We start from the raw sequence: 14485 nt of genomic DNA, 5'->3' as shown, positions 1-14485 counted from the left end.
TTAGGTTAACATTCCACCATCAACATTGAGTACCTGCCCTGTTACGTAGTCGGATAGGTCTGATGCCAAAAATACACAAGCATTGGCCACATCTTCTGGACTTCCACCTCGTTTTAATGGAATGCCTTCTCTCCAGCCTTGAACTGTTTTTTCGTCCAATTTCTCGGTCATTTCAGTTTCGATAAAACCTGGCGCAATGGCATTGCAACGGATGTTTCTAGACCCCAATTCCAAGGCTACGGATTTTGTAAAACCAATCATACCCGCTTTTGATGCTGCGTAGTTGGTCTGTCCTGCATTACCTTTTACACCTACCACACTGCTCATATTTACTATGGAACCTTTACGCTGCTTCAACATGGTACGTTGAACAGCTTTGGTCATATTGAACACGGATTTCAGGTTGATTTCAATGACAGTATCAAAATCTGCTTCGCCCATTCGCATCAACAAGTTGTCCTTAGTGATACCTGCGTTATTGATAAGTACGTCGATCCTGCCATCAAAATCTTCCAAAACCTTGGCAACAAGCGCTTCGGATTCTTCAAAACTGGCGGCATTGCTCTTATAGGCCTTGGCTTTTACGCCCATTTCGGTCAATTCTTTTTCCAATTCCAAGGCTGGAGCTTCACTGGAACTGTAGGTGAAGGCGACATTTGCCCCATGTTTTGCAAATACTTCGGCAATGCCTTTACCTATTCCTCTACTGGCTCCTGTTATAATTACATTTTTCCCTTCCAAAAGTTTCATAAAATGATTGTGTTTGAATGGTTAATAACCAAATATAGTTGTTGTTTTATGTTTAGACGAAAAAAAATCCCGCATAAAACGGGATTTAGTATGGTTTTAACGGTCGGTTATCCAACCACTTCTTTCACTTTTACGCCAATTTCAGCTGGAGAATCGACCACGTGGATACCACATTCCTTCATAATTCTTTTCTTTGCTTGAGCGGTATCGTCGCTTCCACCTACAATTGCACCAGCGTGTCCCATGGTGCGTCCGGCAGGAGCAGTTTCACCAGCAATAAATCCAACAATCGGTTTTTTGCTTCCACTCTCTTTATACCACCTAGCGGCTTCAGCTTCCAATTGACCACCGATTTCACCGATCATAACAACACATTCGGTTTCAGGGTCATTGATCAATAGCTCTACGGCTTGTTTTGTTGTGGTTCCAATAATTGGGTCACCACCGATTCCGATGGCAGTTGTAATTCCCAATCCTTGACGAACTACTTGATCAGCAGCTTCATAGGTCAAAGTCCCTGATTTTGAGACGATTCCCACTTTTCCTTTTTTGAAGACAAATCCTGGCATGATACCAACTTTGGCCTCACCAGGGGTAATTACACCCGGACAGTTTGGACCGATCAATGTGCAATCCTTGTTTTTTATGTAATCATTGGCCTTTACCATATCCGCTACGGGAATACCTTCGGTAATGGTGATGATTACTTTGATTCCGGCGTCGGCAGCTTCCATAATGGCGTCGGCAGCAAATGCAGGTGGAACAAAAATGATAGTGGTATCGGCACCAACTTCTTTAACAGCATCTTCGACTGTATTAAAAACTGGTTTTCCTAAATGTTCTTGTCCCCCTTTTCCAGGAGTCACCCCACCAACCACGTTGGTACCGTATTCAATCATTTGTTCGGCGTGGAATGTTCCTTCACTACCGGTAAATCCTTGTACAATTATGTTTGAATCCTTGTTTACTAAGACGCTCATATATTTAACTTAATGTAGAGATACAAAAATATGGTTTACTAAAGTTTTTATCTATTGATTTCTTAAATCTTTTTCAGTTTTTTCAAGATTTCTGGAATCTTTTTAATGTAGGCAATCTGTTTGAGTTTTTCGCGCGCTTCCTCTGCTGGGTAACCAAAATAGGTTTTGCCGCCTTCAAGGGATTTTGAAATACCTGATTGTGCCAAGACGACTGCTTTTTTGCCAATGGTCGCACCGCTTGTGATGCCTACTTGTCCCCAAAGGGTCACTTCGTCCTCGATGGTGCAACAGCCGGCGATGCCAACATGGGATGCAATCAAGCATTTTTTGCCTATGATCGTATCATGCCCAACTTGGATTTGGTTATCCAATTTGGACCCTTCCTTAATGGTTGTTGATGCGGTTACTCCACGGTCAATGGTACATCCAGCACCAACATCAACGTTGTTCTCGATGACGACATTTCCTCCAGACAGCAATTTATCGAAGCCTTCGGGTCTGTTTTTGTAGTAGAACGCATCCGCACCCAGTACAGTTCCTGCATGAATGGTTACATTGTCGCCTAGTATGCATCCATCGTAAATCGTTACGTTTGGATGAATCACAGAGTTTTTACCGATTTTCACATGATTACCTATAAATACGTTGGGCTGAATAACGGTACCTTCCCCTATCTCTGCTGATTCGGCTATAGTTGAAGCTGCAGTTTCAAAAGGTTTGAAATGTCGGGTCAACTTGTTGAAATCCCTAAAAGGATCATCGGAAACGAGCAATGCCTTGCCTTGCGGGCATTCCACTTGTTTATTGATGAGTACCACCGTAGCATCTGATTGTAGGGCTTTGTCATAATATTTGGGATGATCCACAAATACGATGTCCCCTGCTTCCACTACGTGGATTTCATTCATGCCAAGTACAGGAAAGTTTTCATCACCAACAAAATCGCAGGCAATGATTTCCGAAATTTCCTTTAAAGTATACGTTTTCGGGAATTTCATTAAGGCTATTCTTTAGCACGTTCCAAGTAAGCGCCTTTCTCCGTATCGATCTTGATCTTGTCACCTTCGTTGATGAAAAGAGGTACATTAACACTGGCCCCTGTTTCAACGGTAGCCGGCTTGGTAGCATTGGTCGCCGTGTTCCCTTTAACACCGGGCTCCGTATGGGTCACTTCCAAAACAACACTGGCAGGCATTTCAACAGAAAGCGGCATATTATCCTCTGCGTTGAAAATGATTGTAACGACTTCGCTCTCTTTCATGAGGTCATAAGCATCAAGAGCATCCCTTTGCAAGGCAATTTGAGTGTAGTCGTCCGTGTTCATGAAGTGATAGGTCTCACCTTCACTGTACAAAAATTGATAGCTACGTGTTTCTACACGGACATCTTCAATCTTATGTCCTGCGGAAAATGTATTGTCAATCACCTTTCCAGTGGTGACACTTTTCAATTTGGTACGGACAAATGCAGGTCCTTTACCGGGTTTCACATGAAGAAATTCTACGATTTTGTAGATATCGTGATTGTACTTGATGCACAATCCTTTTCTTATATCAGAAGTACTTGCCATAAATTTAATTTGAACTGAAATAACCTTTCATAATTCCACGCTGCGAATCTCGTATAAATTGAAGAATCTCATCTCGCTCTGGAGTTGCCTCCATTTCAGCTTCAATAATGGATGCTGCTTGGGAATTGTTATAATTTTGTTGATAGAGCAGTCTATAAATATTTTGAATCTCACGAATCTTGTCGGACTCGAAACCTCTTCTTCGTAATCCAATGGAATTGATACCCACATAAGAAAGGGGCTCCCTTGCTGCTTTTACGTAGGGAGGCACATCTTTACGAACCAAAGAACCACCGGTTACAAAGGCATGGTTTCCAATGGATACAAACTGATGCACGGCTACCATTCCTGCCAAAACAACATTTTGACCAATGGTAACATGACCTGCCAATGTGGAATTGTTACTGAAGATACAGCCATCGCCCACAAAACAATCGTGTGCGACATGGCAATAGGCCATAATTAAACAATTGTTTCCAATCACCGTTTTCATACGGTCGGAAGTACCTTTATTAATCGTGGCACATTCTCTAATCGTGGTATTGTCACCAATTACAACTGTAGTCTCCTCACCTTGATATTTAAGGTCTTGGGGCATAGCGGAAATAACGGCTCCTGGGAAAATACTGCAGTTTTTTCCTATTCGGGCACCTTCCATTATGGTAACGTTGGAACCAATCCAAGTTCCCTCTCCTATCGTTACGTTGTTATGTATCGTGGTAAAGGGCTCAATCACCACATTTTTGGCGATTTTGGCTCCTGGGTGTACATATGCTAAGGGTTGGTTCATTTACGAATCTGTGTTTTTTGTTTTAACGATTTGGGCCATCAGTTCAGCTTCGGACACTAATTTGCCATTGGCATAAGCGTAGGCTTGCATATGGCAGATTCCTCTCCTGATCGGAGAAATCAAATCACATTTAAATATTAATGTATCACCGGGAACCACTTGTTGCTTAAATTTCACCTTGTCTATCTTCATAAAGAAAGTCAGGTAATTCTCAGGGTCCGGAACCGTGCTCAAAACAAGTATCCCTCCAGTTTGGGCCATGGCTTCAACCTGCAATACCCCTGGCATAACAGGCGCTCCGGGGAAGTGGCCAACAAAAAATGGCTCGTTCATGGTCACATTTTTGACCCCGACAACATGTGAGTCGGAAAGTTCCAAAATTTTATCGACCAATAAAAATGGTGGACGGTGCGGCAACCTTGCCATGATTTCGTTCACGTCCATTAAAGGCTCTTGATTCAAATCATAGCTGGGAACTTTGTTCCTCTTTTCTATTTTGATGATTTTGGACAGTTTTTTGGCAAACTGTGTGTTCACGAAATGTCCAGGTTTGTTAGCAATGACTTTTCCACGAATACGTGTTCCTGCCAAGGCCAAATCACCGATAACGTCTAGCAACTTATGTCTTGCTGCTTCGTTTGGGTGATGGAGGGTTAGATTGTCCAAAATTCCATTGGGCTTTACGGATAGTTTCTCTTTACCAAAAGCCTTCTCCAATTTTTTCATGGTAGACTCGGAAATTTCTTTGTCCACATAAACGATGGCGTTGTTCAGGTCACCACCTTTAATTAGGCCGTTCTCCAATAACATTTCAAGTTCATGAAGAAAACTGAATGTACGGGAATCGGCTATTTCTTCCTTGAAATCGGACATTTTTTCCAAAGTGGCATTCTGAGTGCCCAGAACCTTGGTTCCAAAATCCACCATGGTAGTCACTTGGTATTCATCCGAAGGAATAATGGTGATTTCGCTACCGGTGGTTTCATCTTTATAGGAAATCACATCTTTTACAACATATTCTTCCCTTTCTTCCTCTTGTTCCACGATACCAGCTTCTTCCAAAGCTTTCACAAAAAACTTGGAGGAACCATCCATAATCGGTGGTTCGGGAGCATCGAGCTCAATAAGAACGTTATCAATGTCCAATCCGACCAAAGCTGCTAGAACATGCTCCGAGGTATGAATTTTAACTCCGTTCTTTTCAAGATTGGTGCCTCTTTGGGTATTTACTACGTAGTTGGCATCGGCCTCAATAATGGGTTCGCCTTCCAAATCAATTCTTTGGAACGCAAAACCGTGATTTTCGTCCGCGGGCAAAAAGCTCATGGTTACGTTTTCTCCCGTATGTAGTCCTACACCTTGGAGCGTTACTTTTTTGCCAATGGTGCGTTGTTTGTTACTTGGTTTGCTCACCTTCAACTCTTTTTTCTATGTTAGAGATTTGACTTGCCAGTTTGGGCAAATTCTTAAAGTGTACATATGATTTGTTGAAGTCTCCATAGTTCAATGCTGGTGAACCTTGAAGGGCTTCATCATCTTTTACGTTTCTTCCGATTCCTGATTGGGCTTGGATTCGGACCCTATCACCTATGGTGATGTGCCCAACGATTCCTACCTGACCTCCTATCAAACAGTTTTTTCCTATTTTGGTGGAACCTGCCACCCCTGTCTGGGCTGCAATGGCAGTATGTTCTCCAATTTCAACGTTGTGCGCAATCTGGATCTGGTTATCCAGTTTTACGCCCTTTCTCAATATGGTGGAACCTAATGTGGCGCGGTCAATAGTAGTGCCTGCACCAACATCTACATTGTCTTCTATGATTACGTTCCCCGTCTGGGGCACTTTACTGTATTCGCCGTTGGAATTAGGGGTAAAACCAAATCCGTCCGCCCCAATAATCGCTCCACCATGGATTACACAATTGTTTCCAATAATGGTTTCCGAGTATATTTTTGCTCCGGCAAAAACAATAACGTTGTTGCCAATGCTCACATTATCGCCAATGTATGCGTTTGGGTATATTTTTACATTGTCCCCGATTTTTACATTATCACCCAAATAAGCGAATGCACCTAAGTAAAACCCTTCCCCATATTTCGCAGTTTCGGATATGTAGCAGGGATTTTCCACTCCTATCTTATTGTTTTTTACCTGATTGTAATACTCCAATAGTTTTGAAAATGATTTATATGCGTCTTCCACTTTAATAAGTGTAGTGGAAACGGATTGCTCCGGCACAAAATCCTTGTTCACAATGGTGATGGATGCTTTGGTGGAATAAATGTAGGAGGTGTATTTTGGATTGGCCAAAAAGGTCAGTGAGCCTTGCTCTCCTTCTTCGATCTTGGACAATTTATGGACAGCGATTTGAGGATTTCCCTCAACTTCCCCTTCTAAGATTCCGGCAATTTGGGTAGCTGTAAATTTCATTGGTGCAAAAGTAACAAAATTTGTTAAACGGCTTTCTTTGGATAACAGCTGTAATATTTGGTTACCGTTTCGGCAAGCGCTTTTAGGCTGAGCTGGTCAGACTCCTTAACTACATCTGAAATTTTTCCGTTGTTTTTTAAAATTTGAATGGCCTCATCCTTACTGTATGCTTTATTGGATATTTCTCCCTGGAATACGAAATTGGATGCTTCTTCAACGGAAAGATCATGCTTTTTGGTGATCCATTCCAACTTTTCATCCAATTTTTCCGTCGCAATGGGTCGCTTTTTGATTTTAATATGCAAAAGTCGTCTGTTCAATAACATTTCACATAGCTTGGATAACACAAAATCATCATGGAACTGCCAATTTTTTAGAGCGCCCATAATATCTATATCATCCAGTTGGGCAAAAGTCTTCAGAATTTGGGTATTGAAATCCAAAGAATGGTTATTCTTCAGAAAAAATAGCAAAGGTTCGCTTGCGGCTAGTTGCTCCCCTTGACTAAGCAGAAATCTTGCGCGCTGCATTATACGAACCAGTAGTTGCTCTGCTACCAATCCCGTTTTGTGCAGGTACACCTGCCAATACATGAATCTACGGGCCATCAAAAACTTTTCTACCGCATAAATGGCTTTCTCTTCCACAACTAAGTTGCCGTCGACTACATTCAACATGGAAATCAACCGCTCCGAATTTATGTTCCCTTCCGTGACACCTGAGTAGAAGCTATCTCTTTTTAAGTAATCTAAACGATCCATGTCCAATTGACTGGATACTAACTGATTTAAAAAAGGTTTGGGATAATCTCCCTTAAAGATGGAAATGGCGATATCCAATTGTCCATTAAACTCCTTATTGAGTTCCATCATAAATTTCAAGGAAATCTGCTCGTGGCTAATTTCTTTGGCCACAAAACCTTCCAAAGCATGTGAAAATGGGCCGTGGCCTATATCATGCAGCAAAATGGCACATAATAATCCTTCCTCTTCTTCTTTAGTGATTTCTACATTTTTTAACTTTAACACCTGAATGGCCTTCGTCATTAAATGCATACTGCCCAATGCATGATGGAAGCGCGTGTGATGCGCACCTGGATAGACCAAATAGGACAATCCCATTTGGGATATCCGTCTCAACCTTTGAAAGTAAGGATGCGATATAAGGCTAAAAATTAGTTCGTTGGGAGTTCCAATAAAACCGTAAATTGGGTCGTTGAAAACATTAAGTTTATTGGTTTTTACCAAGGATTTTTGTTTTATTTCCCACAAAGATAAACACTATATGAACAAGATAACAATTCTTTGGGTCGATGATGAAATAGACCTATTAAAACCCCATATATTATTCCTAGAGAGCAAGGGCTACAAGGTAGTGACCAGCCAAAGTGGACAAGATGCCATTGAAGAAGTGACAAATACTTTTTTTGACATTGTTTTTTTGGATGAGAACATGCCCGGACTGTCCGGCTTGGAAACCTTGACAGAAATTAAGAAGTATGATGGCTCCATTCCGGTTGTAATGATCACCAAAAGTGAAGAGGAATATATTATGGACGAAGCCATTGGGTCCAAAATAGCAGATTATTTGATCAAGCCCGTGAATCCAAATCAAATCCTTCTTTCCTTAAAAAAGAGTTTGGACAATTCACGCTTGGTCTCAGAAAAGACCACGGCCAATTACCAACAGGAATTCCGTAAAATAGCCATGGATCTTTCCATGATCAATACGCAAGAGGAGTGGGTAGAACTGTACAAGAAATTGATTTATTGGGAGTTGGAACTGGAACAAATCGAAGATTCGGGCATGTTCGAAATTTTGGAATCCCAAAAAGTGGAGGCCAATTCGCAGTTCGGCAAGTTTGTAGATAAGAACTACAAGAGTTGGTTCAAGGACGGTGAAGCTCCTGTGATGTCCCATACCCTTTTTAAAAGCAAAGTAGTCCCCGAGCTTGATGATAGCAAAACTCTTATGGTGGTCATAGATAATTTAAGGTATGACCAATGGTTGGCTTTTGAAAAAACATTGTCCGTTCACTATAAGAAGAAGCAAGAATGCGCCTATTTCAGCATTCTGCCAACGGCGACTCAATATGCCCGTAACGCACTTTTTTCCGGTTTGATGCCCTCCGAAATGGAAAAGCGTTATCCAGACTGGTGGAAAAACGATACCGACGAAGGCGGCAAAAACCTGCATGAATCAGAGTTTTTAGGAGAACAACTGAAAAGGTTGGGATTGAACCTTAAATGGGAATACCATAAAATAAGCAATCTTAAACAAGGGAAACAACTCGCCCAGAATTTTAAGACCCAAAAAAACAATGACCTAACTGTGGTGGTCTACAACTTTGTGGACATGCTCTCCCATTCCAAAACCGAAATGGAAGTGGTAAAAGAGTTGGCCTCCAACGATAAGGCCTATCGGTCGCTTACCTTGAGCTGGTTCAAAAACTCACCGTTACTGGAGATTATCCAGCAGGCCCAAACATTGGGCATGAAACTGATTTTGACCACAGATCACGGGACCATTAATGTAAACCAGCCCTCCAAGGTAATCGGCGACCGTGAGACCAGTTTGAATCTTCGCTATAAAACTGGACGAAGTCTCACGTATCAGGACAAGGACGTGTTGGCTACCAAGAATCCACAGGAAATCCATTTGCCCAACATTAATTTGAGCAGCAGTTTCATTTTTGCTAAGAACGACCTGTTTTTTGCCTATCCGAACAATTACAATCATTATGTAAGTTACTATCGGAATACCTATCAACATGGTGGTGTTTCTTTGGAAGAAATGATTGTCCCTTTTGTAGTTTTGGACCCTAAATAAATTGGAGTGAAGAGAACTTTTCAATTGAACGAAATCCACGATGTGGCCAAAGAGTTTTTGAAAAAAGCACCGGGTAAAGTTGTGTGCTTATACGGTGAAATGGGCGTGGGCAAGACCACTTTGGTAAAAGCTTTGGTTAAAGAACTTGGAGCGATGGATGTTGCCAGTAGCCCCACATTTGGTTTGGTAAATGAATATTCCGATGTTAATGATACTCCCCTAGCCTATCATTTTGATTTTTATCGACTTAATGATGAAATGGAAGCACTGGACATTGGTTTTGAAGATTATTTAAACTCCGATGCTTGGTTGTTTATTGAGTGGCCAGAAAAAATACCTTCATTGCTTCCCAATGATGCCGTAAGCGTATTCCTGCACTTTATCGAGGAAAGCACACGTTCAATCGAGTTAAATATTTCCTAAAATAGTATTGGTATATCTTCAAAAAAATTATTGCACAGATCAAGTGTTTTTCGATAAAACGTTGATTTTTTGCGTTTAAAAACCAATTTTATCGGTAAAACGTATGGTGGGTTGAAATATTTTCCTACATTTGCAATGTGAATTAATTCATTTATTAACCAAAAACTCTTTTACGATGAACACTAAAAAAGTTTTTTTTGGATTGCTAGCTGTTGCATTTTTGGCAATGACCGCTGTATCTACTACAGTTACTTTTGACGACAATCAAACAGTAAGCATTGAAAAGAAGAAATTAGTTAAAATCTAAGTTACTTCTTTATCCAACAACCGTTTAACCCCTTTTTTTTCAAGAAGGGGTTATTTTTTTACAATATTCATGGATTTTTTGAGTTTACAAGAGTGATGAGCAAAAAGTCTACTGTAAGAAAAAGGTTTATAATTGAAGGGGCCGTAGCATTTATAATCGCTATAACTCCCATTCTATTTTATTGTTATAAATATCTTCCCATTCCGCCAGGCAGCACCACTTGGACTTATTTTGGTATTGAGTTCAAAGAAAATAATTTTGGTGAGGTCTCTACTGCAATTTATTATTACTTCAATAAATTTGTTCCTTTGTTACTATTGGTGATATGGTTTGTTACCTCCAAAAATTGGTGGTACCATGCCATATTGATTCCATTGTCCATGTACAGTTTTCAATTATTCACTGCATTGAACTATTCAAATAGTGAACGAATCGATGAGAATGAGATTCTGTATGTTGTGGCAGTCACCATGGTTGTTGTACCTGTGGTATATTTTATAAGAATAAAACTGGTGGACAAGCACGTACATGGAATCGATTTGGATGCTATGGATACCGAACTTCAAATTTTAAAGGAGAAAGAAGAATTACGCAAGGAACGCGAGAAATTGGAACAGCGTCAAAAGAGCGTTTCAAAAAAAATGTAAATTTGCTCAAATGTCAAATCGGCATCTTGCATAGATTTACTCCATATGAGCCACGCTTCCTCCCCATTTAGCAAACAACAATTGCTTCCCCAAGAAGAAACCTTGGAGGTCACTAAACAAAAAGGCGAACTTTTTATCGGTATACCCAAAGAAAACCAGTATCAAGAAAAGCGGGTTTGCCTTACTCCAGATGCCGTCAATGCCATTACAGCCAACGGACATCGAGTATTGCTGGAATCCGGAGCTGGGGAAGGTGCCAATTTTTCCGATATTGATTATACCAATGCGGGTGCGGAAATAACCAGAGATACAAAGAAAGTTTTCTCCTGCCCCATCATTTTAAAAGTGGAACCCCCTACTCTTTCGGAAATTGAAATGTTGAATCCGCAGACCATTGTTATCTCTGCACTCCAGATAAAGACCCAAAACAAGGAGTATTTTGAAAAAATGGCCAAAAGCAGGTTAACGGCCATAGCTTTTGAATATATACGGGATGATGATGGTAACTATCCAGCAGTACGTTCATTAAGTGAAATAGCTGGGACTTCCTCTATTTTGATAGCCTCCGAACTAATATCAAACCCCAACACGGGCAACGGATTGATGTTTGGCAACATTAGCGGCGTTCCACCAATTGAAGTAGTGATAATCGGTGCCGGAACTGTGGGAGAGTTTGCGGCTAGGTCCGCTATTGGACTAGGTGCCAACATTAAGGTCTTTGACAACTCTATCAGTAAATTGAGAGCACTGCAGGCTAATTTAAAGCAAACGGTATACACCTCCACTGTACAGCCCAAAAATTTATTGAAATCCCTAAAGCGTTGTGATGTGGCCATCGGCGCCACGCGCGGAAAGGACCGTTCTCCTGTTGTGGTTTCCCGATCAATGGTGGAAAACATGAAAAAAGGTGCCGTGATCATCGATGTAAGTATTGATATGGGAGGCTGTTTTGAAACTTCTGAGGTAACTACACACAGAAAATCGACTTTCGAGAAATATGGAGTCATTCATTACGGGGTGCCCAACATTCCTTCGCGGTATCCAAGGACTTCCTCCATTTCCATTAGCAATATTTTTACACCCTATTTGTTGAAAATCGGTGAAGAGGGCGGTCTAGAACACTCGTTAAGATTTGATAAAGGCCTGCGCAATGGACTTTACATGTATCACGGGATTTTAACGAACAAATCCGTAGGTGATTGGTTCGGCCTGAGCTACAACGATATTAACTTTCTTATTTTTTAAATAAATGGCATTTTTAAAACGATTGGGATGGTACTTGGTTGGACTGTCCATTGGATTGATTTTTTTGGTTTTTATATTGAAGAAAAAATCAGGTGAGGAAGGATTGGATTTTTGCTATTTACCCAATTGCAGAGTACTCAAGGACATGCGCTCAAAACTACTGATTTTCTCTGAATCGCTTCCCGAACAATATCAGGATACCCTGATAATTAAGTCCTTTTTAAAAGACGGAAATGTGGATTTTGGAAAGAGCGATACCAAATCCGAACCCTGCAAAACCTATTATATTTCTCATGAATACAAGGGTCAGGAACTGGAATTAAAGGCCAAGAATTGTGAGGAGAAGATAATCATTGAAAATGTGTACAATAATCGAGATGATTGATGTTTTTTAGTTAACTATTTTGGTCAAATTATTTTTTTGCTTACTTTGTCTATAGGTGAAGTACAGAGTGAAAATCAAAGATATCTGTAATAATATTGATAATAAAGATCCTTCAAACCCAAAATCACCTCCATTAATTATATTTCTTTCGGAAAACGAAAATTCAATCAATGAATATGAATTCATCCCGCTTACGTTAAACCCAAACAATGATTGAAAAAAGTTCCAACTGAAGTGAAATGCAATGGGAAACCAGAGACTTTGAGTGTAAATGTAAGGTAAGCCCATAATAATTCCTGCCAAAAACAAGTTGACAAATCCTATCCATGAAATATTCGGATTAGCTGAGTGCATTATAGAGAACAGTATAGCTGAAAGGAGTAAAGCCAAAAAATTGTTCATCGATTCCATGAAATTGCGAAGAATATAACCTCTTAACAAAATCTCTTCCGAAAAGGAAACAATAGTATACAGCACTAGTGTCAAAAGAAATTCAATTCCTATGAAATTCATTTCTTTGAACTCCAATTGTCCAAACAAAATAAGCAAGCCATACCCCATGCCCATTATTAAAAGACCCGCTAAAACCCCAAATAAAATATCCTTGCCGTTATTTTTAAAATAAAGGCCAAGATCAAGGAAGGACTTTTTGTCCACATATTTCATGAACAAGGAGATAAGCAAAAGAAAACCCATTAATCCAAACGCGGCAACAATAATTCTTTGAAGGGTTGTCTCTTCCTGAATCCCAACTTCAGCCACGGAAGTCTCCTGCCCAGAAACGACCATACCTACAAATTGAAAAATACCCACAAAAAATAAATAGGGTAAAACTAATAGGAGTACACGCTGCCAACCCTTTATATCATTTTCCTCCATTACACACTTATAGTTCAATCTTCCATCTTCCTGCGTTTCCGCTCTTTGGTAATCAAGGTAAGTTCCCTGGAGGTTTGCCCGGCGACGGAGGTGTTTTCTTCTGCTCGTCTTATCAAATAGGGCATTACGTCACGAACGGGCCCGTATGGAATATATTTTACAGAGTTATAACCACTGGCGGCCAAGTTATAGGTAATATGATCGCTCATCCCGAACAACTGACCGAACCAAATCCTAGCGTCATTTTCAGGAACTTTACGCTCCTCCATTAAATCTACCAATTTGAGGGTACTTTGCTCGTTATGGGTTCCAGCGAATATGGAAAAATACTCCAAGTGCTCCATCATATAATCAATGGCAGCATCAAAGTTCTCATCGGTTAATCGTTTGCTTTTGCAGATAGGACTTTCATAACCTTTATCGTCGGCCCTGTCATTCTCTTTCTCCATGTAGGCACCGCGAACCACTTTAGCGCCAATTTTAAAACCTTCTTCTTTGGCAACTTCGTGTAATTTTATGATGTAGCCCATACGGTCCCAACGGTACATCTGGAAGGTGTTGAAGACAACTGCTTTTTCCTTGTTGTACTTGCGCATCATGTCCAAAACCAAATCATCGGCTGCATCTTGCATCCAACTTTCCTCGGCATCAATTAAAAGGGAAACATCAAGATTGTGGGCTTTTTGGCAGACTTTTTCGAACCTGTTTACGATTCTCCCCCATTCAGCCTGTTCCTTTTCTGTCAACTTGGTGCCGGCAGTAACTTTTTCGAACAATTTAAACCTTCCAAAACCGGTAGGTTTAAAAACAGCAAAGGGCAAAGCGTCCTTTTCTTTGACAAAATCCAAGATTTCCAAGGTTTTTTCCATGGCAAAATCAAACTGATTGTCCACTGATTTCCCCTCGGCAGAATAATCGAGTACGGAACAAACTCCGTTACCATACATATTATCTATAATGGGCAAACAGTCCTTTTCGTTTACGCCACCACAAAAATGGTCGAATACTGTGGTCCTAATCAATCCCTCTACAGGCAAATGGGCTTTTATGGCAACATTTGTCAAGGCGGTTCCTATCTTAACCAAAGGTTCTATGGAAATCATTTTAAAAAGAAAATAAGCTCGCTCCAACTGGGAGTCCGACTTTAGCTCAAAAGCTATGGCAGTGTTCTCAAAATTCGGTCGCATTCAAAACTAGGCATTAAGACCCTAGGTCTATTGTTCTATATTTTCTGATTTTTAATGCTTGG

The 14485-nt window shown here is 40.5% G+C and carries 16 protein-coding genes; 6 read left to right on the top strand and 10 right to left on the bottom strand.

Annotated elements, in window-relative coordinates:
• The 8 genes from fabG to GUA46_RS07445 form a co-directional block, all read right to left on the bottom strand.
• Positions 1-750: a 3-oxoacyl-[acyl-carrier-protein] reductase gene (gene fabG / locus GUA46_RS07480; RefSeq protein WP_176619958.1), complete on the bottom strand. Its 750-nt coding sequence runs from the start codon at positions 748-750 to the stop codon at positions 1-3.
• Positions 751-857: 107 nt separating this feature from the next.
• On the bottom strand, positions 858-1730 hold the full coding sequence (gene sucD, locus GUA46_RS07475) for a succinate--CoA ligase subunit alpha (RefSeq protein WP_176619957.1): 873 nt from the start codon (positions 1728-1730) through the stop codon (positions 858-860).
• A gap of 62 nt (positions 1731-1792) precedes the next feature.
• Positions 1793-2728 (bottom strand): UDP-3-O-(3-hydroxymyristoyl)glucosamine N-acyltransferase, encoded by a 936-nt coding sequence (locus GUA46_RS07470; RefSeq protein ID WP_176619956.1) that lies wholly within the window; start codon positions 2726-2728, stop codon positions 1793-1795.
• Positions 2729-2733: 5 nt separating this feature from the next.
• Positions 2734-3300, bottom strand: a complete 567-nt coding sequence (gene efp / locus GUA46_RS07465; protein ID WP_108246091.1) for an elongation factor P — start codon at positions 3298-3300, stop codon at positions 2734-2736.
• Between the two features lie 4 nt (positions 3301-3304).
• Positions 3305-4090 carry an acyl-ACP--UDP-N-acetylglucosamine O-acyltransferase gene (gene lpxA, locus GUA46_RS07460; protein WP_108246092.1) on the bottom strand — a complete coding sequence of 262 codons (786 nt, stop codon included), beginning with the start codon at positions 4088-4090 and terminating at the stop codon, positions 3305-3307.
• Positions 4091-5503, bottom strand: coding sequence for a bifunctional UDP-3-O-[3-hydroxymyristoyl] N-acetylglucosamine deacetylase/3-hydroxyacyl-ACP dehydratase (locus GUA46_RS07455; RefSeq protein ID WP_176619955.1), 1413 nt, complete (start codon positions 5501-5503; stop codon positions 4091-4093).
• Positions 5487-6521, bottom strand: a complete 1035-nt coding sequence (gene lpxD / locus GUA46_RS07450) for a UDP-3-O-(3-hydroxymyristoyl)glucosamine N-acyltransferase (RefSeq protein ID WP_176619954.1) — start codon at positions 6519-6521, stop codon at positions 5487-5489. The genes GUA46_RS07455 and lpxD overlap by 17 nt, the downstream gene beginning before the upstream one ends.
• A 23-nt stretch (positions 6522-6544) precedes the next feature.
• On the bottom strand, positions 6545-7768 hold the full coding sequence (locus GUA46_RS07445; protein WP_176619953.1) for an HD domain-containing protein: 1224 nt from the start codon (positions 7766-7768) through the stop codon (positions 6545-6547).
• A gap of 37 nt (positions 7769-7805) precedes the next feature.
• Here GUA46_RS07445 and porX point away from each other — a divergent pair, with 37 nt between their 5' ends.
• The 6 genes from porX (at position 7806) to GUA46_RS07420 (ending at position 12357) form a co-directional block, all read left to right on the top strand.
• Positions 7806-9350: a T9SS response regulator signal transducer PorX gene (gene porX, locus GUA46_RS07440; RefSeq protein WP_176619952.1), complete on the top strand. Its 1545-nt coding sequence runs from the start codon at positions 7806-7808 to the stop codon at positions 9348-9350.
• A gap of 6 nt (positions 9351-9356) precedes the next feature.
• On the top strand, positions 9357-9773 hold the full coding sequence (gene tsaE, locus GUA46_RS07435; protein WP_176619951.1) for a tRNA (adenosine(37)-N6)-threonylcarbamoyltransferase complex ATPase subunit type 1 TsaE: 417 nt from the start codon (positions 9357-9359) through the stop codon (positions 9771-9773).
• A gap of 175 nt (positions 9774-9948) precedes the next feature.
• Complete coding sequence (locus GUA46_RS16910; RefSeq protein ID WP_262889422.1) at positions 9949-10080, top strand: hypothetical protein; 132 nt, start codon at positions 9949-9951, stop codon at positions 10078-10080.
• A gap of 95 nt (positions 10081-10175) precedes the next feature.
• Positions 10176-10727: a hypothetical protein gene (locus GUA46_RS07430; protein WP_108246097.1), complete on the top strand. Its 552-nt coding sequence runs from the start codon at positions 10176-10178 to the stop codon at positions 10725-10727.
• Positions 10728-10772: 45 nt separating this feature from the next.
• Entirely contained in the window at positions 10773-11972 is a 1200-nt protein-coding gene (locus GUA46_RS07425; RefSeq protein ID WP_176619950.1) for an alanine dehydrogenase, read from the top strand.
• Positions 11973-11976: 4 nt separating this feature from the next.
• Positions 11977-12357 (top strand): DUF4258 domain-containing protein, encoded by a 381-nt coding sequence (locus GUA46_RS07420; RefSeq protein WP_176619949.1) that lies wholly within the window; start codon positions 11977-11979, stop codon positions 12355-12357.
• Between the two features lie 6 nt (positions 12358-12363).
• Here GUA46_RS07420 and GUA46_RS07415 read toward each other — a convergent pair whose 3' ends face one another.
• Together GUA46_RS07415 and GUA46_RS07410 are read right to left on the bottom strand one after the other, a co-directional pair.
• Positions 12364-13236 carry a CPBP family intramembrane glutamic endopeptidase gene (locus tag GUA46_RS07415; RefSeq protein ID WP_176619948.1) on the bottom strand — a complete coding sequence of 291 codons (873 nt, stop codon included), beginning with the start codon at positions 13234-13236 and terminating at the stop codon, positions 12364-12366.
• A 14-nt stretch (positions 13237-13250) separates the two neighbouring features.
• Positions 13251-14423, bottom strand: coding sequence for a proline dehydrogenase family protein (locus tag GUA46_RS07410; protein WP_176619947.1), 1173 nt, complete (start codon positions 14421-14423; stop codon positions 13251-13253).
• Positions 14424-14485: the final 62 nt, after the last annotated feature.

Origin of the sequence: Flagellimonas chongwuensis (assembly GCF_013376415.1) — a bacterium.
Classification (GTDB): Bacteria; Bacteroidota; Bacteroidia; order Flavobacteriales; family Flavobacteriaceae; genus Flagellimonas; species Flagellimonas chongwuensis.
This window is presented reverse-complemented; position numbering and strand designations above follow the sequence as displayed.